The sequence below is a fragment of the Pseudocitrobacter corydidari genome (assembly GCF_021172065.1).
GTDB classification, from domain to species: domain Bacteria; phylum Pseudomonadota; class Gammaproteobacteria; order Enterobacterales; family Enterobacteriaceae; genus Pseudocitrobacter; species Pseudocitrobacter corydidari.
The window spans coordinates 315327-336379 of the sequence record NZ_CP087880.1 but is presented as its reverse complement, the minus strand read 5'-3'; the positions used below and the strand labels follow the sequence as shown (position 1 = coordinate 336379).

20 protein-coding genes are annotated in these 21053 nt (G+C 56.6%); 2 read left to right on the top strand and 18 right to left on the bottom strand.

What is annotated here, in order from left to right; translation table 11 throughout:
- The first annotated feature begins 32 nt into the window (after nucleotides 1-32).
- Nucleotides 33-2438 (top strand): membrane-bound PQQ-dependent dehydrogenase, glucose/quinate/shikimate family, encoded by a 2406-nt coding sequence (locus G163CM_RS01515; protein ID WP_231826613.1) that lies wholly within the window; start codon nucleotides 33-35, stop codon nucleotides 2436-2438.
- A gap of 93 nt (nucleotides 2439-2531) precedes the next feature.
- Here G163CM_RS01515 and catA read toward each other — a convergent pair whose 3' ends face one another.
- The 12 genes from catA to G163CM_RS01455 form a co-directional block, all read right to left on the bottom strand.
- Nucleotides 2532-3458, bottom strand: coding sequence for a catechol 1,2-dioxygenase (gene catA, locus G163CM_RS01510; RefSeq protein ID WP_015963584.1), 927 nt, complete (start codon nucleotides 3456-3458; stop codon nucleotides 2532-2534).
- Nucleotides 3459-3461: 3 nt separating this feature from the next.
- The gene (locus G163CM_RS01505; protein WP_231826612.1) at nucleotides 3462-4790 is read right to left on the bottom strand and encodes an MFS transporter; all 1329 of its coding nucleotides are present in this window, start codon (nucleotides 4788-4790) and stop codon (nucleotides 3462-3464) included.
- A 20-nt stretch (nucleotides 4791-4810) separates the two neighbouring features.
- Nucleotides 4811-5311, bottom strand: a complete 501-nt coding sequence (locus tag G163CM_RS01500) for a flavin reductase (protein ID WP_015963582.1) — start codon at nucleotides 5309-5311, stop codon at nucleotides 4811-4813.
- Between the two features lie 10 nt (nucleotides 5312-5321).
- A complete protein-coding gene (locus tag G163CM_RS01495) occupies nucleotides 5322-6254 on the bottom strand; it encodes a PDR/VanB family oxidoreductase (RefSeq protein WP_231826611.1) in 933 nt (310 codons plus the stop codon).
- Between the two features lie 9 nt (nucleotides 6255-6263).
- Nucleotides 6264-7004: an SDR family NAD(P)-dependent oxidoreductase gene (locus G163CM_RS01490; protein ID WP_231826610.1), complete on the bottom strand. Its 741-nt coding sequence runs from the start codon at nucleotides 7002-7004 to the stop codon at nucleotides 6264-6266.
- 10 nt (nucleotides 7005-7014) lie between these two features.
- Entirely contained in the window at nucleotides 7015-7494 is a 480-nt protein-coding gene (locus G163CM_RS01485) for an aromatic-ring-hydroxylating dioxygenase subunit beta (RefSeq protein WP_231826609.1), read from the bottom strand.
- Nucleotides 7494-8795 (bottom strand): aromatic ring-hydroxylating oxygenase subunit alpha, encoded by a 1302-nt coding sequence (locus G163CM_RS01480; protein WP_231826608.1) that lies wholly within the window; start codon nucleotides 8793-8795, stop codon nucleotides 7494-7496. Before G163CM_RS01480 ends, G163CM_RS01485 begins: the two co-directional genes overlap by 1 nt.
- A gap of 11 nt (nucleotides 8796-8806) precedes the next feature.
- A complete protein-coding gene (locus G163CM_RS01475) occupies nucleotides 8807-9319 on the bottom strand; it encodes a nuclear transport factor 2 family protein (protein WP_001088016.1) in 513 nt (170 codons plus the stop codon).
- A gap of 10 nt (nucleotides 9320-9329) precedes the next feature.
- Complete coding sequence (locus G163CM_RS01470) at nucleotides 9330-9680, bottom strand: IacB protein (RefSeq protein WP_189622734.1); 351 nt, start codon at nucleotides 9678-9680, stop codon at nucleotides 9330-9332.
- Between the two features lie 20 nt (nucleotides 9681-9700).
- Nucleotides 9701-10828 (bottom strand): acyl-CoA dehydrogenase family protein, encoded by a 1128-nt coding sequence (locus G163CM_RS01465; RefSeq protein WP_231826607.1) that lies wholly within the window; start codon nucleotides 10826-10828, stop codon nucleotides 9701-9703.
- Between the two features lie 105 nt (nucleotides 10829-10933).
- A complete protein-coding gene (locus G163CM_RS01460) occupies nucleotides 10934-12055 on the bottom strand; it encodes an amidase (RefSeq protein ID WP_231826606.1) in 1122 nt (373 codons plus the stop codon).
- Nucleotides 12056-12387: 332 nt separating this feature from the next.
- Nucleotides 12388-12861: a MarR family winged helix-turn-helix transcriptional regulator gene (locus tag G163CM_RS01455; RefSeq protein WP_015963573.1), complete on the bottom strand. Its 474-nt coding sequence runs from the start codon at nucleotides 12859-12861 to the stop codon at nucleotides 12388-12390.
- 297 nt (nucleotides 12862-13158) lie between these two features.
- Here G163CM_RS01455 and hpaX point away from each other — a divergent pair, with 297 nt between their 5' ends.
- Complete coding sequence (hpaX, locus tag G163CM_RS01450; protein WP_231826605.1) at nucleotides 13159-14544, top strand: 4-hydroxyphenylacetate permease; 1386 nt, start codon at nucleotides 13159-13161, stop codon at nucleotides 14542-14544.
- Between the two features lie 297 nt (nucleotides 14545-14841).
- Here hpaX and arnF read toward each other — a convergent pair whose 3' ends face one another.
- Genes arnF through arnC form a run of 6 tightly spaced genes read right to left on the bottom strand, consistent with a single transcriptional unit; the run spans nucleotide 14842 to nucleotide 21052 of the window.
- Entirely contained in the window at nucleotides 14842-15222 is a 381-nt protein-coding gene (arnF, locus tag G163CM_RS01445) for a 4-amino-4-deoxy-L-arabinose-phosphoundecaprenol flippase subunit ArnF (RefSeq protein WP_231826604.1), read from the bottom strand.
- Nucleotides 15222-15548 carry a 4-amino-4-deoxy-L-arabinose-phosphoundecaprenol flippase subunit ArnE gene (gene arnE, locus G163CM_RS01440; RefSeq protein ID WP_231826603.1) on the bottom strand — a complete coding sequence of 109 codons (327 nt, stop codon included), beginning with the start codon at nucleotides 15546-15548 and terminating at the stop codon, nucleotides 15222-15224. The genes arnF and arnE overlap by 1 nt, the downstream gene beginning before the upstream one ends.
- On the bottom strand, nucleotides 15545-17191 hold the full coding sequence (arnT, locus tag G163CM_RS01435; RefSeq protein ID WP_231826602.1) for a lipid IV(A) 4-amino-4-deoxy-L-arabinosyltransferase: 1647 nt from the start codon (nucleotides 17189-17191) through the stop codon (nucleotides 15545-15547). The genes arnE and arnT overlap by 4 nt, the downstream gene beginning before the upstream one ends.
- Complete coding sequence (gene arnD / locus G163CM_RS01430) at nucleotides 17188-18090, bottom strand: 4-deoxy-4-formamido-L-arabinose-phosphoundecaprenol deformylase (RefSeq protein WP_231826601.1); 903 nt, start codon at nucleotides 18088-18090, stop codon at nucleotides 17188-17190. Before arnD ends, arnT begins: the two co-directional genes overlap by 4 nt.
- Nucleotides 18087-20072 carry a bifunctional UDP-4-amino-4-deoxy-L-arabinose formyltransferase/UDP-glucuronic acid oxidase ArnA gene (arnA, locus tag G163CM_RS01425; RefSeq protein WP_231826600.1) on the bottom strand — a complete coding sequence of 662 codons (1986 nt, stop codon included), beginning with the start codon at nucleotides 20070-20072 and terminating at the stop codon, nucleotides 18087-18089. The genes arnD and arnA overlap by 4 nt, the downstream gene beginning before the upstream one ends.
- Nucleotides 20069-21052: an undecaprenyl-phosphate 4-deoxy-4-formamido-L-arabinose transferase gene (gene arnC, locus G163CM_RS01420; RefSeq protein ID WP_231828308.1), complete on the bottom strand. Its 984-nt coding sequence runs from the start codon at nucleotides 21050-21052 to the stop codon at nucleotides 20069-20071. Before arnC ends, arnA begins: the two co-directional genes overlap by 4 nt.
- Nucleotide 21053 lies beyond the last annotated feature (1 nt).

The window sequence follows — 21053 nt, the reverse complement described above, 5'->3', positions numbered from 1 at the left end:
CTTCAATCGACTGACTTTGTATGGGATGCACAATGGACGAACAAAAAAGCAGAGGTGGAGGCGTGTTCTTTACGCTCTACCGCTTACTCTTCGTATTGCTCAGTGTTGGCACTGGGCTGTTTTTAACCATCTGGGGCGGTAAGCTCCTGTCGCTGGGCGGCAGCGCCTGGTATCTGGTCGCCGGTCTGGCGTATCTGATTATCGCCGCAGGCTACCTGCTGCGCCGTAAATTTGCCCTCCCCCTTTCCGTTATTACCTTTGTCCTTACCCTTATCTGGGCGCTCTATGAAGTGCAGTTCAGCTACTGGGGTCTGATTCCACGTCTGGTGGTTCCCGCACTCTTATTAATGCTCGCCCTGTGGCTCACCACCACGTTGCCCGTTCAACGCGCGTCGGTACGTGCGGCTAACCGCAGCGCAACGGTGATTTTCGTTGCCCTGCTGGCAACGCTGGTCTCGGCGTTTTTCCCGCACGGTGGCATTCATAATGGTATTGTCGATACCCACGCAGGCAAAGAGCCCACTCTGGCATCAAAAAGTGACAACTGGGAGTTCTTTGGCCGCGATGCCTCCGGTACGCGTTATGCGCCCTACACAGATATCACCCCGGAGAATGTAAAAGACCTGAAAGTGGCGTGGACGTATCACACCGGGCGTCGCTTAACCGGCCCAGGTATCGGCGTGGACGAAAATACGCCGCTGCAAATTGGCGATACGCTTTATTCCTGTACGCCGCTGAACGTAGTAACGGCTATTGATGCCGACACCGGTAAAGCCCGCTGGCGCTTTGATCCGCACGCGCAGACCGCTGAACACGTGACCTGCCGCGGCGTGGGTTATTACGATGCGCAAAAAGATGACTCGCTGAGTGCGGAAGAGAAATCCAGCCCGGCGCTTCTGCAATGCCCGCAGCGTATTGTCATCTCGACCGTCGATGCCCGTCTGATTGCCCTGAATGCCAAAACCGGCGAGCTGTGCGACAGCTTTGGCAACAAAGGCAGCGTCGACCTGAAACAGGGTATGGGCGATACGGAAAACAGTAAGCGCTATCACCCGACGTCTATTCCAATGATCATGGGGCACATTGCCGTGATTGGCGGCTGGGTGCGCGATATCGTACACGGTGAGCCTTCCGGCGTCGTGCGTGCGTATGATGTGCGTACAGGGGATGTGGTCTGGGCCTGGGATGTTGGCCAGCCGGAAAACATTACTGACCCGGAAAAAGCACGTGCCTATACGCTGGAAACGCCTAACGTCTGGACGGTGCCTGGCTTTGATAAAGAGCTGAATCTGGTTTATCTGCCAACCGGTAACGGCCCGCCGGATTACTGGGGCGGCGATCGTAACGAAGCCAAAGAGAAATACGGTTCGTCTGTGGTGGCAGTCGACGCCAGTACCGGTAAAACTAAATGGGTCTTCCAGACCGTTCACCATGATATCTGGGACTACGATTTACCGTCTCAGCCCGTTCTGTTCCACATGAAGAACGAAAAAGGCGAAGAAATTCCGGTACTGATTCAGACCACCAAAACCGGGCAAATCTACGTTCTCGACCGCCGTACCGGGAAACCGGTCACCAAAGTGGAAGAGATTCCGGTACCGCATCAGGGCGCGGAAGGCGAACGTCTTTCCACCACTCAGCCGTTCTCTACGGGCATGCCGCAGTTAGGCGTTGATCCGCTGACCGAGAAATCGATGTGGGGCGTCACGCCGTTCGATCAGCTGATTTGTCGTATCGACTTTAAAGAATCGACCTATCTGGGCATGTTCACGCCGCCGTCGGAAAAACCGTATATCGAATGGCCGAGCCTGCTGGGCGGCATGAACTGGGGCGGCATCACTATTGATGAACGTACCGGCACGCTGTTCGTTAACGATATGCGTATGCCGCTGCGGATGTCGCTGGTACGTCAGAAAGATATGGCGAAATACCACGTCTCAACCGACGAGGTACCGGGCTTTATGGGCACCGTGCGTCCGCAGGTCGCTGGCCCTTACGGCGGTGTGCGTATCGATATTCTGCAATCTGCGCTGGGCGTGCCGTGTAATACCCCGCCGTTTGGCACCATGAGCGCCATTGATCTGAATACACGCCAACTGGTGTGGCAGGTTCCGATGGGTTCAGTGGAAGATACCGGCCCGCTGGGGATGAAAACCGGCATGCATATTCCGCTGGGAATGCCAACGCTCGGTGGCCCAACCTCCACCGCCTCTGGCCTGGTCTTCTTTGCCGGTACACAGGATAACTACCTGCGCGCACTCGACTCCTCAACCGGGAAAGAGCTATGGCGCGCCCGTCTGCCGGTAGGCGCCGTTGCCGCGCCGCTGATTTATAAATCACCGAAAACCGGTAAAGAGTATGTCGTTATTTCCGCAGGTGGCGCCAGCCATTCACCGGATGTAGGCGATGACATTATCGCTTACGCGCTGGAAGATTAAGTTCTGACAGTAAAAGGCCGAAGAGTTTATTCCCTCTTCGGCCTTTTTATTTGAACGCGCACGTTATCAGCAATTTAATCCGACTGTGTGAGCTTACTCTTTCACGCGCATTCGCTTCCCGCGCGCTTCCTCTTCACTCTGCGTCGCCGCTACCAGCGTAAAATCAAAGTTCACTTCCGTATGCGGCTGGTGAATGCCACGCTCGTAGGCCACGGCTTCGTCGTCCACTTTCACCGGGTCAGCAATCAGCCCGTCACGGGTGGCGAAAGCAAAGTCATCCCACAGGTACGCATCGCCATTGAGGTTGATCTGCGTAGTCAGGTGCTTATAACCCGGCGCGGAGACAAAGAAGTGAATATGCGCCGGGCGGTTGCCGTGACGGCCTAAACCGTTGAGCAGTTTCTGCGTCGGGCCATCCGGTGGGCAGCCGTAACCGCACGGCACAATGCTGCGCACCGCATAATGCCCCTTGGCGTCGGTCAGCACGCGGCGGCGCAGGTTGTATTCGCTCTGAGATTGATCAAAGAACGAGTAACCGCCGAGCGTATTGGCGTGCCAGATATCGACAACGGCATTCGCCACCGGACGCCCCTGCTTATCTCTCACCACACCCTGTAACCACATGATTTCACCCTGCTCTTTACCATCATCCATGCGGGCAAAACCTTCACTCAGCGGCGCGTTCGCCACGTACAGCGGCCCTTCGATGGTGCGCGGGGTGCCTGTTTCATTGCCTGCCGCCGCCTCTTTTTCATCGGCGCGAATGTCGAGGTAGTGCTCCAGCCCCAGCCCCGCCGCCAGCAGCGCCGCTTCTTTGCGCTCGCCCAGCTCGTTGAGATAGTTCACCGCCAGCCAGAACTCTTCGTCGCTGATATCAAATTTTTTAATGGTCTGGCAGATATCGCCCAGCAGGTGATGCATGATCTCCTTAAAGCGTTCGTTCCCCTGTTGAGAGAGAAAACCGCTGCTGACGGCGAGTAATTTTTCCACTTCTGATGTAGTAACCGGATTCACTGACATTGCTTAGACCTCATTGTAGGGTAAGGTTTTTGTAGGTTGACTCAGGACAGGTGTCTCCTGCGAAGGCAGGCTCCACAACGCAATCCACGCCAGTAGCGCATAGGCAATCAGCAGCAGCGATACCGGCCAGGCGGCGTCAAACTCGATTAACAGTGCGACGGCGAGCATCGGCCCCAGCCCGCCGGAAAAGATAGATCCCACTTCATGCCCCAGCGCCAGGCCGGAGTAGCGCACGCGCACCGGAAACAAATCGCTCATAATGCACGGCTGCGTCCCCGTCATCGCCCCATGGCAGACGGGCAGACCGAGGAACATCGCCACCATGATCCCGCTGAATTCGCCACTGGAAAGTAGCCAGAAGAACGGGAAGGCCATCACCAGCAGGCCGATGACACCAATGTAGTAAACACGCTTCAAACCGATGCGATCGGAAAGCGCGCCCCAGAACAGAATCGAGAAAAACTCGACCACCATCGCCAACGTCACCGCACTGATGATGATGTCTGTGGAGATACCAATATGTTTGGCGTACACCACTGAAAAGGTGAAGAAAATATAGGATGCGCCATTCTCAGGCAGGCGCAATGCAATGGCCTGCATCAGCGCTTTTGGATGCTCACGCAGCAGTACGACCAGCGGAATTTTTTCATGTTTCTCTTCTGGTGTAGCCTGGCGAAACGCCTCACTTTCACGAATGTTTTTTCGGATATAAACGCCGACCAGAAAAATCAACAGGCTCAGCAGGAACGGCACGCGCCAGCCCCAGCTCATAAAATCGGATTCCGGCAGTTTCTGCACCAGATAAAAAGCGAATGCCGAGAGCACGAACCCACCAGCCACGCCCATCTGGCTCCAGGCGGTAAAGAAGCCGCGCCTTGAAACCGGGGCATTTTCACTCAGCATCAACACGCCGCCGCCCCACTCACCGCCCGAAGCCACGCCCTGCAAAAAGCGCAGGGTGATCAGACAAATCGGCGCCCAGATACCAATCTGGCTGTAAACCGGCAGCAGGCCGATGACGAAGGTTGTCGCGCCCATCAGCGTTAACGTCATAATTAACGTCATCTTACGACTGTAGCGATCGCCTAAATGACCGAAAGCAATCCCGCCGAGTGGACGCGCCAGGAAGCCGACCGCAAAGCCGGAAAACGCCAGCAGCGTGCCCTGTAGCGGGTCGCCACCGACCGGAAAAAAGAGCGGGCCGAAGACTAACGCCGCCGCCGTGCCATAGAGAAAGAAGTCGTACCATTCCAGCGCATTGCCCAGAACAGAGGCGATCACCAGTTTGCGCATTTGCTTTGGGTCGTGCGGTGCTGCTGCGGTATTGCTCATAAGCCAGGCTCCTCTATGGGTTAGGCTTTCACCTCAATATCGCCGCCTACCGTATGGTAACGACGGTTAAAATAGACCAGCCCGCGCGGCTGCTCGCTGATGCGAATCGCCTGCACCTGGCAATAAAATACCGTGTGGCTGCCCACTTCATGGCAGTCGTCAATCACGCAGTCAAAGCTGGCGACGGCGGAACTGAGTACCGGCGCGCCGCTCGCCATCACCTGCCAGCGGTCGTAAGCGAAACGCTCTTCGGAACGCAGGGTCGCATTGGCGAAAATACCCGATAACTCCTGATGCGCGCCGGAAAGCACGTTCACGCACAGTGCGCCGTTTTGCTTGAAGTGCGCATTGGCAAAAGAGTTGCGGTTCATACACACCAGCAGGGTCGGCGGTTGATCCGTGACGCTACACACGGCAGAGGCGGTAAAGCCAAATTTCCCCGCCGGGCCATCGGTGGTGATCACCGACACCGCGCTGCCCAGTTGCGCCATCGCATTACGAAACTCGGTCTGCAAATTCATGCTGAAATCCTCAGAGATCGATAATCAGACGGGCGCTTTTCGCCCGGGAACAACAGAGCAGGATCTGGTCGCCATCGGCTTTCTCCTCGTCTGTCAGATAGCTGTCGCGGTGATCCGGCTCGCCCTCAATCACATCTGTCAGGCAACTACCGCAAATCCCCTGCTTACAGGAGACGCACACCTTCAACCCGGCCTGCGCCAGCGCCTCGACAATGGTCTGGTTTTCCAGCACCCGCACGGTGATCCCGCTGGTTGCGGCCACCACGTCGAACGCCTTTCCGCTCACTTCAACCTCCGCGCTGAAACACTCCTGATGGACGTTTTCAGCCGCATAACCGGCGGCGTTTGCCTGCTCGCTCACCGCCTCCATCAGCCGCGTGGGGCCGCAAACATAGACATGGGTGTTAGCTGGTACATCACTCAATACCGCTGGCAAATCAATGCGTTGTTCATCGCTGAAATGCAGCCATACACGATCCGCCCACGGCGCTTTTTCCAGTTCGGCAACAAATGCCGCCTGCGGGCGCGAACGGGCGCAGTAATGCAGCGAAAACACGCGCCCGGCGGCGTGCAGCTCCGCCGCCATCGCCAACATCGGCGTGATGCCAATCCCGCCGCCGATCAATAGGCTGTGCGCTGCGCCCTCATCCAGGGCAAACAAGTTGCGCGGCAGGCTCACCTTCACTGATTCACCTTCCTGAAGCGCGTGCGCCGCCAGCGATCCCCCTTTCGACTGGCTATCTTTGAGAATGCCCAGTTGATAGCAGTAGCGATCTGCCGGATCGCCGCACAGCGAATATGGGCGCACCAGATCGTCAGTCAGATGCAGGTCGATGTGCGCCCCGGCGGTGAACGCAGGCAGTTCAGCGCCGGTTGCATCGGCAAGCGTCAGCAGAACAACATCCCCCTGAAGCTCGCGTTTCAAAATCTGAAGTGTCAGCATGGCAACTCCTTAACGCATGAACAGACCGCCGTTGATGTCCCAGGTCGCCCCGGTGACAAACGCCGCCTGCGGTGAAGCCAGCAGCGCCACGGCCTGAGCGATAAACTCGGCATCGCCCAGTTTACCCACCGGGATCATCTGTAACAGCCCGGCCATTTTCTCTTCCGGCACCAGCGCGTGAACGGACGGAAGATCCATCGGCCCCGGCGCGATGGCATTCACCGTTACGCCGGATTTCCCCAGCTCGCGGGCGAAGATTTTAGTCAGCGTCAGGATGCCGCCTTTCGATGCCGCATAGTGCGCCCCGGAGGCCGTGCCGCCGTTCTGCCCGGCGAGCGACGCCAGGTTGATAATTCGCCCGTAGCCTTTCTTCGCGAAGTAGCGCCCAATCGTCTGGCAGCCGACAAACGTGCCGCGCAGATTGGTTGAAATCACCTGGTCGAACTCTTCAACATCAATTTCCATCACCGGTGTCGCCAGCGTCAGCGCGGCATTGTTCACCAGCACCTCCAGGCTGCCGAAGCGGGTTTCAATCGCCTGTAGCGCCTTCTCAAACGCCTGCGGCTGGCGGATATCCAGCGCCAGCGCCAGCACATTGCCCGCGCCATTATCGAGTTTGTCCGCCGCCTGTTGCGCGCGCGCCAGGCTCACGTCCGAGAGCACCACCTGATATCCCTGCGACAACAGATGCGTGGCGATGACGTTGCCCAGCCCGGCGGCCGCGCCGGTGACTAATACGGTTTGCGTCATAACGCGCTCCTTACAGGATGTAGCCGATGCTGTGCAGCACATCGTCGCTATTGATAAGACGAATCACCTTTTGCTTAATCAGCAACTTGTCGCCCTGCGGTTGCAGGTGCCAGGTGATATCCGCCGCGTAGTGTCGGCTGTAGCCTTTGCGGTGTTCCCACAGCGACTGCGCGCCGCGCACCACGATGTCGTCCCCCTCGCCAGCCAGCAAACGGAAGCGGGAGAGCGTGCGCAACGTGCGGGCGCGCGGCGTGGTGGAGATAGACTCACCGCTGTAAAGGCGCTTCACCCGACGCTCGCGCATTTCGTGATCGTCGCAGGCGTAGTTGAGGGTATTTTTGAAATCGGTCTCCTGTGGATCGATTGGCACGATGTACAGGCCATCGCGCTGCCACAGTTCCAGCCAGGCATTGAACTCGCCCTGATCGAGCAAATCGCCTTCGAGATTGATAATTTCCATCGCGGAAATCAGAACCGTATCTGGCGTCATTATTCCGCCTCCGTCATCAGTTTTTTCCACTGTTGATACGCCGCGCGCATCCCCGTTTCAGCGCTCACGTCGCTGCGCAGGCCGTCATCGCTGCGGTATTCGCCCGCCAGCCCGCGGTTGAGCATGATCCACAGGTCGTTGCCCGCCGTTGCCCCGCGCTGCACGCGCTCCCACGCCTCGGAGTCATCCGGCGTGCCGAAGCCCATCGGCCCCTGGAAATGCTCGTGCAGACGCAGGCGCGCCTGGTTGGCAATTTCCGGGCCGCCGTCCATGGTGATCACCGCATGATGAATTTCGGTTTCGTTCACCGAGACGGGTTGCAGCACGCGGAAGAACGCCATTGAGCAGGCAATATTGGGGAAAATGTTGAGGTTAAAGCCGGAACCGCCGACGGCACGCACAATACGCCGCACCTGATCTTCATCGTGGTCTTTACGCAATTCGTCGGCCAGCGCGATAAAGCGCTCCGGGACAGGCGCATCGAGATTGGCTTCCAGATCCACCAGTTCCGGGATCATCACCATCACGCTATGGCCGTTGCCGAGATCTTCCACGTAGCCGCTGCCGTCAACGAAGTTGAGCATCTCTTCGGTCTGCTTATCGACCGAACTTAAAAACGAGCGGTGAACGACCGGGAAGTGGTAGCCATCGGTGGTATTTTCCAGTTGGATCTTCCAGTTGCCGGGGAAGCGGAAACGGTGCGCCGGGCCGGTTTTAATCGGATAACCCGCACCCTGCTTCATAAACAGATCCATCCACTTTTTCGCGGCGCCGAGGAAATCTTCCAGCGGTTCGATGTGCTCATTAAAGGTGGCGAAGATCATGCCGGCATACTGTTCGGTGCGCAGCGACACCAGCCCCAGCTCGCCTTTTTCCAGTTGATCGGCATAGCTTTCCGGGTGCGGCACGCCGCGCAGGCTGCCGTCCAGGGCATAGCCCCAGCCGTGATACGGGCAAACGAAACTGTTGGTTTTGCCAGTGCGGTGTTCGCACACGGTGGCGGCGCGATGGCGGCAGCGGTTGAGCAACGTGTGTACGTTGCCTTTGCGGTCGCGCACGACAATAACCGGCTGTGTGCCTATCTCGGTGGTTTTGAAACTGCCGGTTTCCGGAATTTCGCTGGTATGCGCCACCCATACCCAGGTTTTGCTGAAGATCCTGTCCAGCTCAAGGTTGAACAGGGTCTCGGAATTATAAAGTGAGGTATGCACCCGGTCAGACTGCACCAGCGCGGCGATTTCCGCGCAGTCGGGAACATTCGCTTCGATATTTTTTACGGGGATCTGGTTATCACACTGCATCGCTCGACTCTCTATTTATTGTCAGGTACAGGCAGCACATCTGCGGCGTGCCAGTGATCCACTGGCCTGCTGAACAGATTGCGCGTCGTGAAATGGTGCATCCGCATCACACCGGCTTCGCGGCGAAACTCCACGTTCAGTTCCGCCGCATTGAGATGCGATCCTCCGGCGGTAAAACTGGAGGTTTGCAGCATCAGCCAGCGCCCGAAAAGCAGGCCATCCGGCTGCTGGATGAGGGCTTCCGAGCACAGAAAATGGGCGTTCATCGCAAAATGCGCGGGCGTTTTGACGTAACCGGCCATCATGCTTTCAATGGCGTTGCGTCCGACATGCCTGCCAAGGCGTGTGGCATACGGTTCGCCCACGCCTTCCCAGCAGGCATTGGTGGTAAACAGCGCGCCAATCGCCCGCACGGTCGCCGGGGTTTCAAGCTGGTCGCACAGGCGCATATAGTTGCTGATGCATACCCGCGCATCCTGCTGATCTTCAAGCTGCTGCAAGCGCTGCGCATCCTGTGAGTTCATCGCCCGCTCCTTAATTCTGAATAATCAGTTCGCGGCCCACGCGCGCTTCAATCTTGCAGTACTTCCACAACTTGCTTTCACCGACCGGCGTGGTGCGGAACAGGTTGCAGACCGCCGCAACACTTTCCAGGGTGTCGGCATCCGCCAGCACGTAGGTGGTCCACGGTGCGGTGGTCGAGGGGCCGACCATCAACTGGTCGTCATCCATGTTGCCGATGACGCGGATGCCCGGCGTCTCTTCCATGCCTTTCATCATCACGCCGAATGCACCCCACACCTGTTTGGCTTCTGCCGGAGTCGCATCGAAAAAGTTCTGGTTCACACCGATACAAAACAGCACGCGTAATGTGTTCTGGCTCATTTGTTGCTCCTTTCAGAAATTCAGAGATAACCCGGCAGCGGTTTGCCGCCGAAAAAGACCGTACCGGCGTTCAGGTACGAGAGGTCGCCCATAAAGGCATGTTGGGTGATCACCATCGTGTCGCGCACATAACGCTGGAGCGGGCTGGTCATGGTGACGCCGCCCATCCCGTTAAGCGCCAGCGCCTGACGGGCAACGTCTGCCGCCACGCGGGTGACGTGCGTAGAGGAAAGACGCAGCGCATTGACCTGCTGCTGGCCCGGCTCATTACCGACCAGCAGACGCTGCCAGACGTCATCAATAGCCTCGTAAAACCAGGCGCGCGCCGAGCGGAGTTCTGCTTCACAACGGGCAATTTGCATCTGCGCCTGCGGTCGGTCGGCCAGGCGCGGCGCGCCGGTGACAGACTGCTGACGATGGGCAATCTGATAGATTTCATTCAGTGCCGCGCGGGCCACACCCAGCGCCACAACGGAGAGCACCTGCGTGGCGAGCGATAACACCGGATAGCGATACAGCGGGCCTTCCAGATTCAGCGCCCCGCCGCGAATAAATGTCCACTCCTGCGGTACATACGCGTCATCCACCAGCAAATCATGGCTGCCGGTTCCCGCCAGCCCGACCGTATCCCACACCGGGTCGATATGAATGCTTTCGCGCGGCAGCACCGCCATGCGCGGAAGCGCGTTCTCCCCTTCCGGTTGAATGCCGACGCCAAACACCGATGCGCCCATACTGCCGCTGGCAAAGCACCAGCGTCCGCTTACGCGATAGCCGCCATCGGCCAGTTGCGCGTTGTGCGTCGGATAGATGCCCCCGGCAAACACCACATCGGGGCCGTTGCGATAGAGTTCTTTCAGGGTATCCGGCGGCAGCGCGCCGAGATAAAACGGGCTCATACCAAAACTGGCGACCCAGCCTGCCGAGCCGTCTGCGGTGGCGATTTGCTCAATCAGTTCACAAAACTGCGCCGGAGAACACTCATCCCCGCCGTAGATTTTCGGCACCAGCGCACGGTAGACGCCTACCTGTTTAAAGCGGCTGATGATGTCGTCTGAAACATGGCGCTGGCGCTCGAAATCGGCGCTGCGCGCGGTCACTTCGGTCAATAACGGAACAAGCTCTTCACGGACGTGTACGACGGACATAGCTGACTCCCGAATAACGTGGGCGGGCGGCAAAAAGGTGCACGATGCCGCAACGCCTGAATGGCATTGAGTGGTCGGTTCAACGGTTTTATTACGCGATAAACGTCAGAGGCGGCGGCGTATCAGCCATTCGGCGGCCTGGACGAGAAGCCCCTCTTCGCCAAAGCCCGCCACCAGTTGTAGCGCGACGGGTCGGCCCTGAAGTTCGCCCATCGGCAGCGAGAGCGCCGGATGACCGCTGAGGTTGAAGGGCCGCACCAGCCGCGTCAGATTCACCACGCTAAGCGGATCTTCCGCCTCTTCCAGCGTCGGCGGCAGTTCCGGTAGCGTCGCCAATGCCAGCAGTGGTGTCTCTTCCAGCAGATCATTCACCTGAGCGGTGAAATGCGCGCGCACGTTTTCCGCGCAGGCGAGCTGTTCGCTGGTGATGGATTCTCCGGCCTGAATACGGCTGGCAACGTCCGGGGAAACCGCGTGGCTTGCCAGCAATGCGTTAAATGCCAGCCAGTTTTCGCGGTTGATGATGGTTAGCCCGGCGCGATGCGCTTCGCCCAACAGCGGCAGCGTCACGCAGTTTGCGGCGATGCCCAACGCTTCCAGCGCATCCACCAGCAGGGCGTCAATCTCCGGCTGAGCCGCAAAGATAAAGCCCATCGAGGGCAGAGACGCCAGCGGTGCATCAACCGGTAACGCCACGCGGGCCAGCACTTCGCGCAGAATACGCGGTTCGCGGGCAAAAATACCGACGCAATCGAGTGAGCTGTAGGCAGGTAATACACCCTGGCGGCTGAGCACGCCATAGCCCGGTTTCAGCCCCAGCACACCGCAGCAGGCAGCGGGCATTCGGACCGAACCACCGGTGTCGGTACCGAGGGCGAAATCGACATCGCCATTGGCGACGACGGTTGCGGAGCCGCTCGACGAACCGCCGGGAATCAGCGTAGGGTATTGAGGATTAACGGGCGTGCCGCTCCACGGGTTGATCCCGGTAACGCCAAACGCCAGTTCGTGCAGGGTGGTTTTGCCCGTCAGCTGGCAGCCGCTGTTGAGCAGCACCTTGACGATGCGGGCATGCTGCTTCGCTTTCGGCGCATCGGCCAGCGCCGGGCATCCGGCGCGGGTCGGGTGACCGGCGATATCCAGCGTATCTTTGACGGCGAACCGCAGCTCGCCTGAACCGAGCGTAAACTGCTCGACATAACCATTGCTCTCAAAAACTGGCTTCATGATTGATACCTTGACCAGAAAAAGTGAATCACATCCAGGCGAGCAGTCATCGCTGCTTTTTTGCCCTGAATGGCGATAAATCAATCATGAGATATTTACGTGAATATTCAAGTAATATTTCACGTTATTTTTACAATCCTATAACGCAAATATAACCATTTATTCGATATGGCTATTGCGTTATGTCGATGAATTACGGCAGAAAAAAGAGGGAAACGCACCAAAGTCGCCGTGAAAACTCAGGGCGACGGATAAGAATTAACGATAGGATTTACAGGGAGTTATAAGAAAAGTTTAGCGCGATCACAAATCTTAACGATCGCCCTCTGAGGCTACAGTTCGTTGAGGTTACCCAGCACTTTCGACAGCGACAGGTTCATTTTTTCCACCTGCGCGGGCGTCATTCCCTTGAACCCTTTTTCGAAAACTTTCTGCGCCAGGCGATGCGCTTCTTCAATTTTCGCCTTTCCGGCAGGCGTGAGCATCACCTCCGTCACCCTGGCATCCTGTTCGCTGCTGGCGGTGGTCACCATCCCATCGTCACGCAGGCGGCCAACAATTTTGGTGACGGTCGGCATTTTCGCCATCGCATATTCAGAAATTTGCGAGATGCTGGCCTTGCCGTACTGATGGGTAATCATCATCACCCGAAAGCGCGAAACGTCGAGCTGCACCTTTTTCAACGTCACTTCCATCACCTGGGTGTAGCGCGCATAGACGTTAACAATCCAGTAGAACGGGAACTCTTCACGATGAAAAGCCGCATCCGCGCTCTTCACATCCGCTGTTTTTTTGATTGCACTCATGAGCTTCCTTAGTCAAAAGACGTCGATACGCTGAGTATACCGGGTTATAAGTTCACGCTATAGCATCATCGCGCATTCGCTCTGTCATGAATGTTCTAAAACCCACTTTATGATTCATAAAACGCCACACAGATAACAATTCCGTCTCATTTTTTACGGATTCCATTGACACCTTATCAGGCTGTTACCTATACGTTAGCGCACGTGTTCGGATGGCCTCTGTCAATAAAACATTCTGAGCATGATAAATATTCGCCTGCTAACAAAATAATATTACATTGCAATGTGGAGCCCGACATGAATGATTCTTCGAGCGTATTATCGCCGCCTTCCGATACGCAGGATACACTGGACCCGCGACAACAAGCGGTGATAAAAAAGTTATTCCGCCGATTAATTGTTTTCTTATTTATTTTATTTGTCTTCTCTTACCTCGATCGCATTAATATCGGTTTTGCCGGTTTAACGATGGGCAAAGATTTAGGTTTAACCAGCACCATGTTTGGTCTGGCAACCACCCTGTTTTATGTGATGTATGTGATTTGCGGGATCCCCAGCAATATTATGTTAGGGATTGTCGGTGCCCGACGCTGGATTGCGGTGCTGATGGTGGTATGGGGAATTGCCTCGACGGCGACCATGTTCGCCACCGGGCCAAATAGCCTGTATGTACTGCGAATGCTGGTTGGGATCGCCGAGGCGGGCTTCCTGCCAGGGCTGCTGCTCTATTTAACCTACTGGTTCCCGTCGCAGTATCGCGCCCGCGCTAACGCCTTGTTTATGATAGCGATGCCGGTAACCATGGCGTTAGGTTCGCTGGCGTCAGGCTATATTTTAAATATGGATGGCTTATTAAACCTGAAGGGGTGGCAGTGGTTATTTTTACTGGAAGGTTTCCCCTCCGTATTATTAGGCCTGGTGGTCTGGTTCTGGCTGGATGATTCCCCGGCGAAAGCGAAATGGCTGACCGACGATGATAAAGCCTGTCTGAATGAAATGCTGGAAGCCGATAAACGCGCGGTTCAACAATCACAACGGGGGATCAGCAGCGCAATGGTGTCGCAGCGCAGTATGCTGCGCGAGTTATTTACGCCGGTCATTATGCTCTACACGCTGGCGTATTTTTGCCTGACCAATACCCTGAGTGCATTAAGCGTCTGGACACCGCTTATTCTGCGCAGTTTTAATCAGGAGAGTAATAACATCACCATTGGATTACTCAGCGCCATTCCACAGGTCTGCACTATTGTTGGCATGGTGTGGTGGAGTAAGCGTTCCGACCGGTTGAATGAGCGAAAAATCCACACGCTGCTGCCTTATCTTTTTGCCGCCGCAGGCTGGATACTGACGGCAACCAGTAGCAACCCGATGCTGCAATTCAGCGGTATCGTGATGGCATCCGCCGGGGCATTTGCCGCGATGGTGATTTTCTGGACCACGCCGGATCAATCCATCTCAATTCAGGCGCGCGCGCTGGGGATTGCGGTGATTAACGCTACCGGGATGACCGGCGCGGCACTGGGGCCACTGCTGATGGGCTGGATGAAAGATATCACCGGTAGTTTCAACGCCGGAATCTATATGGTCGCCGCATTCCTCGTGCTCGGCGCGATAGTGATTGCCTTCATTCCGATGAAACATCGTTCGATGGCAACACCAAACCGTAGGCCGGGCAAGGCGTAGCCGCCTCCGGCAATTCACGGCACACTGCCTGATGGCGCTACGCTTATCAGGCCTACCGCCGAAAAAATCCCCGATAGCAACACCGAACCGTAGGCCGGGCAAGGCGTAGCCGCCTCCCGGCAATTCACGCGCACACTGCCTGATGGCGCTACGCTTATCAGGCCTACCGCCGAAAAAATCCCCGATAGCAACACCGAACCGTAGGCCGGGCAAGGCGTAGCCGCCTCCCGGCAATTCACGGCACACTGCCTGATGGCGCTACGCTTATCAGGCCTACCGACTTACCCGTCACCAGGGTCACGCCCTGGGGCCGGGGGAAAATATCAACAACACGCCGACAAACAAACTCATCACCCCGGCAAAGGAGAGCCATGAGAAAGATTCATGCCATCCGGGTAACACTAGCGCCGCCGCCCATACCAGCACATAGCTCAGGCTCATCAGCGCATAGGCACGGGAAAGAGGCAGCCGCTGCAAAGCTAAAAACCAGCAGATCATTGATACAAGATACCCCACCAGCCCAGCCACCAGCGGCAACGTTCCTGGCTGGAGTGTCAGAAGATGGTTGCAAAACAGCCGCAGGGACGCCACAGGCGGCAGTTGCACCATGGCATAGCGCAGCGCCAGCTGGGATGTGCTGACGATAACCACGCTCAATAATGCCCAGATAACCCCCATCACGCATTCCCTCCCAGCAACAGAATACCGAGAATAATCAATGCAATGCCTATCCAGTGCCGCATGGTCACCGTTTCGCGCCAGATAAACTTTGCCGCCAGCGTCACCCAGACAAAATTCAGGCTTAGCATGGGATACGCGAGGCTCACCGGCACGCGTTGCAGCACCACCAGCCAGAGCAGCATTCCGGCGCCGAGCATCCCGACGGCAAGCGCCAGCCAGAGCACCAGCCGTTTTTTATCTGCGCGATGCGCGGCCTGTTTCTGACACAGCTGCCCGGCACTGCTCAACAGGCTTGCCAGTAACAGCAGCACGATCGTTATCACTGTGGGAGATACTCCAGATAAATAATGCGTGGCATTACGTAGACGTTATCCGCTTTAGGCAGGTCGAAATCCTCCACGGTTTGCCCACTATTAACCTGCAACACCAGAGATATCCTCCCCTGCTGGCGATGCGCCGCCAGCCAGTCATTGAACGCTTCACGAGGGATAAAACGATCTTTAGCATCCGAATAGCCAAGCCCATAGCGCAACTCGCCTCTTCCACCGTAAAGCAGAATATCCGCGCGTTTCAGCTCCCACGCTAACCCTGCTGCCAGCCCGACGTTGTTGGATAACACATATCGGCTGGGTTGCAGATCTTCACTCAGAATATCAATCATAAACTGCGGCTGCTTGCTGGCGACAACCCGGTCAGGAATCGCGTAACCGCACAGTAGAGCCAGCAGCAACGGACAACAGGCGGCCAGCAGTGTTCCCTGTCGCCCATTTTTCAATGACATCCATCCCATCAATGCCCAAAAACCAAACGCCACCAGCGCCAGCATGCTTTTATAAAGCTCAATGTAGGGCCAGATGGGATGTTTCATCCATCCCCAGGGAGAGACAAGAAACGCCGCAAGCGCGCCGCAGACACCAACCGCCAGGTTGATGATGCCGTTAGCCCTCATAACCAAGGGCGTGGCGTCACGCACATAACGCGCTATCAAAATCGCCAGCGGTGCGAAGCAAGGCAAAATGTAGGTGGGCAGTTTCCCTTTGGCGATGCTGAAAAACAGAAACGGCATCACCACCCAGCCCAACAGATACAAAAGCCCTTTCTCGGTTTTACGCCCTCGCCACCCCTGCTTCAGCGCGCCCGGCAGCAACGCCAGCCACGGCAAACACCCGGCGATAACAAACGGCACGTAATACCAGAAGGGCGCTTTATGCTGGGCATCGCTGCGCGCGAAGCGCTGGATATGCTCCACCCAGAAGAAATAGCGCCAGAAATCCGGTTCGCGAGAGGCGATGGTTAACCCCCAGGGCAGTACCGTTAATATGCAAACCGCGATAGAGAGCCAGCCCCAGGTCAGCACTTCCCGCCAGCGTTTTTCCGCGATAACCCACGGCAGGACGCCTAATACCGGTACCGCCAGCGCCAGAAATCCTTTGGTCATCACACCCATGCCGCAGGCAAAACCCAGCAGCAGATAACCACCGATTTTTTCCGCACGAATGCGCGCGTTAGCGCCATACCAGAAACCGCACATGCCCAGCACCAGCCACAGGGTGATCATCGGGTCCAGCACGGCGTAGGTGCCGATGCCATAAACCAGAAACATAGTCAGGAAGATGACTGCGGAAAGGATTGCAATACGTTTATCGCGCCACAGCATCCAGGCCATCCACGCCACCAGCAGGCCGGTGAGCGTTATCGACAACACGCCGCCAAAGCGAACAGCGAAGTTGTTGTGACCAAATAACCACTGCCCGATATTGTTGATCCAGTATCCGGCAACCGGTTTTTCGAAATAACGTAACCCCAGAAAATGCGGTACCGCCCAGTTACCCGATGCCAGCATCTCGCGGCTGATTTCCGCATAGCGCGTTTCATCCGGCTGCCAGAGCAACCGACCATTTAGCGGAATGAGATAGTAAAGCGCGTACAAGCACGCCAGTAGCGCGGCGTAAAAACGAGGCTTCATAGAGACGATTCCATAATATGTTCCACACCTAACCAGCCTTCCCGACCGGCAATTTCACCGCGTTCAATACTCCCCACCGGCAGCCTGCTGATGTCATCGGGCAGAAGCTGGCTCAGGGGGCAAAAGTGGATGTTGTTTTCACGCGCGAGTGTTAATAACGCATCAAACTGCGCGGCGAAGGCAATGCCTTCCACTTCGGCATGAATGGTATAAACCGGCACGCCCTTATCCTGTTGAATGCGTTTCATCAGATAATCGTTGAACGCATCCGCGCTCACCTCGCGCCCAACTACTTCATCCCAGGTCGGAAGTGTTACCGGGATCTGCACCGTCCCGAGCGTGCCATTTTCAAGCCGTGGACGGAAAGGACGATGACCGCGACAGTCGCTGTTATAGAGAAAATTAAACGGTTCCTTGGCCGTCACAACGCGGCTATCAGACCGCCAGCCCGCCACCGCCGAGCACGATACCGCGGCCCCGAGAATGCGCTCCAGCTCAACTAACCCGCGCCCAATCTCCTGGACCAGCCTTTTGTTGCCCCAGCGCCCACTGCGGGCCTGCCAGGCATGATGATCCCACGCATGTAGCCCCACTTCGTGAAAAGCCGCTGATTCACGTATTATCGCTTCATTACCTGCGCCAATTTCACGTCCGGGCCAGGCGGTTCCTGCCAGTAAAATATCCCAGCCGTACAGCGAGGCCGCGCGAGAGCGCAGCATCTTCCACAGGAATTGAGGTTTCACCAGCCGCCAGAGGTGCCTGCCCATGTTGTCAGGCCCGACGCTAAAAAAGAAGCTGGCCCGCACGCTGTGTCGCGCAAGTACAGAAAGCAGTTGAGGAACCCCGTGACGGGTTCCTCTGAAGGTATCGACATCAATGCGTAAGCCGACTTTTTTCATGATGGTTCGTCACCACCCAATTCGACGGTGCGCAGGAAGAAGTCCAGCGTCTCTTCCACCGTTTGCTGCATCGCAATGCCCGGTTGCCAGTTCAGGCAGCGTCGGGCGTTACGAATACTCGGTTTCCGGTGTTCAACATCCTGATACCCTTTGCCGTAGTAATCGCTGCTTTCCACATCACGGAATCCGGCAAACGGTGGGAAGTGCTGACGGAGCGGGTGACGCTCAAAACAGTCAAGCAGCATTTCCGCCAGCTCTTTGATACTGGCTTCGTTGTCCGGGTTACCGATGTTGATAATCTGCCCGTCGCAGCGGTTATCTTCGTTTTCGATAATTCGGTAGAGCGCCTCAATGCCATCGCTGATATCGGTGAAGCAACGTTTTTGGCTGCCGCCTTCGATCAGTTTAATCGGCGATCCTTCCACCAGATTCAGGATCAACTGCGTGATGGCGCGCGAACTGCCAATGCGGGCAGCATTCAGGTTATCAAGGCGCGGCCCCATCCAGTTGAAGGGGCGGAACAGCGTAAATTTGAGCCCCGACTTTTCGCCGTAAGCCCAGATCACGCGATCGAGAAGCTGTTTGGAGACCGAGTAAATCCAGCGCTGACGATTAATCGGCCCCACCACCAGGTTAGAGTTATCTTCGTCGAAGTCTTTATCCGTACACATACCGTACACTTCCGACGTTGACGGGAAGACGATACGTTTGTTGTACTTCACGCAGTCACGCACAATTTTGAGGTTCTCTTCAAAGTCGAGCTCAAAGACGCGCAGCGGATTGCGGGTGTACTCAATCGGCGTGGCGATCGCCACCAGCGGCAATACCACATCACATTTTTTGATGTGGTATTCAATCCATTCAGAGTGAATGCTGATATCGCCCTCAACAAAGTGAAAGCGCGGGCAATCCATAAATCGGCCAATGGCGTCAGAGCCGATATCCAGACCGTAGATTTCATAGCGATCGTCTTTCAGCAAGCGTTCGGTAAGGTGATTGCCGATAAACCCGTTCACGCCAAGGATCAGCACGCGCGTGCGGCGTTTTAACGCCACTACCGGCTTACTGCTCAGCAGTGCGCCCGTCACCAGCCCCAGCGACTGCGCCAGTTGCGCGCCCTGCATGTAGACGCCCTTCTCGGTCTGCCCGGTTTGGATCTCCAGCGCCCCTTCACCGCAGGCAATCATCAGCGGTGCAACGGAAAGTACCGTGCCTGCACGTGCCGTCACCGGCTGCGGATGAACGCGCGATTTCCAGACGATGAATTTATGCTGCCCAACAAAGCTGAACGCTCCAGGCCAGGGATCAGAGACGGCGCGAACCAGGTTATGTAGCTCGTTCGCGGTTTTTTCCCACTCCAGACGCCCATCTTCCGGCGTCCGGCGACCCACATAGGTGGCCTGACTTTCATCCTGCTTGCGCTCATGGGTACGGTTTTCGTGGATTTGTAACAGCGCATCATGCAACAGCGTCTGCGAAGCCGCACACAGTTTACGATGCAGGCTCAATGCGTTATCACTCTCAGCGATAGCCACTTTCTGCTGCGCGACAATATCCCACGCATCCGCGCGTTTCACCATCCGATGCAGCGTAACGCCGGTCTCTTGTTCCCCATTGACCAGCACCCAGTTCAGGGGCGCACGTCCCCGGTATTTCGGCAGCAACGAACCGTGCAGGTTAAACCCGCCTTTAGGCGCAAGGCTGAGAACGGCATCGCTCAGCAGATTACGGTAATAGAAGGAGAAAATAACATCCGGGGCCATTGCGCGAATACGGTCAATCCACAGCGGATGATTCACATCGTCAGGCGCATACACCGTAATGCCATGCTCCGCTGCGAGACGCGCCACGGAGCCAAAGAAGTGATTCTCCTGCGCATTATCCGGGTGAGTAAAAATCGCCGCGATTTCATATCTCGCGTCAAGCAACGCCTGAACACCCGTACATCCAATATCGTGATAGGCAAAAACAACTGCTTTCATGGCTGATTTTCCTCATCTGTTGCCGTTTCAGGCTGACGTATAACGCGTTGAATAAAATAACGAGGGCGGGCGCGGACATCGTTGTAAATGCGGCCAATGTATTCACCCAACAGCCCCATGCCGACAAACTGCGCGCCAATAAACATGAACAGCACGGCAAAGAGCATAAAGACCCCTTCCGCCGCCCATTGCGGGCCAAACATCAGGCGCAGCAGCACAAGCAGCACAGAGAAGCCGAATCCCAGTAGCGCAATCACGCTGCCCACGACGCTCAACAGACGCAGCGGCGTCGTCGTCAGGCAGGTCACCAGGTCGTACATCAGGTTGATAAGCCGCATAAAGCTGTATTTCGAATCGCCAAACTCGCGCTCGGCATGATGCACCGGGATCTCAATCGCCCGCCGGGCAAAGGTGTTCGCCAGAATGGGAATAAAAGTGCTGCGCTCGTGACAGTTGAGCATCGCATCGACAATGTGGCGGCGATAGGCGCGCAGCATGCAGCCGTAGTCGCCCATCGCTTTGCCGGTGGTACGCTGGATCAGGCGGTTAATCATTTTTGACGCGGTTTTGCGAAAGAGCGTGTCCTGGCGGTTTTGCCGCACCGTCCCCACCACGTCATAGCCCTCTTCGGCTTTTTCGACCAGCCGGGGGATCTCTTCCGGCGGGTTCTGCAAATCAGCGTCCAGGGTAATAATCAGATCGCCCGTCACATGGCTGAAACCGGCCATAATGGCGGAGTGCTGCCCGTAGTTACGGTTAAGCAGCACCGCCACCACATGGCTGCCCGGCATGTCCGCCGCGTCGCACAGCATGCGGGCAGAGTTATCGCTGCTGCCGTCGTCCACCAACAGGATTTCATAGTCGCGATGCAGTAAGGCGCAGGCCGCATCAGTTCGGCGAATTAATTCCGGCAAACTCTCCTGCTCGTTGTAGACCGGAATGACCACCGACACTTTTTTTATCTGCGTAACATCAAACATC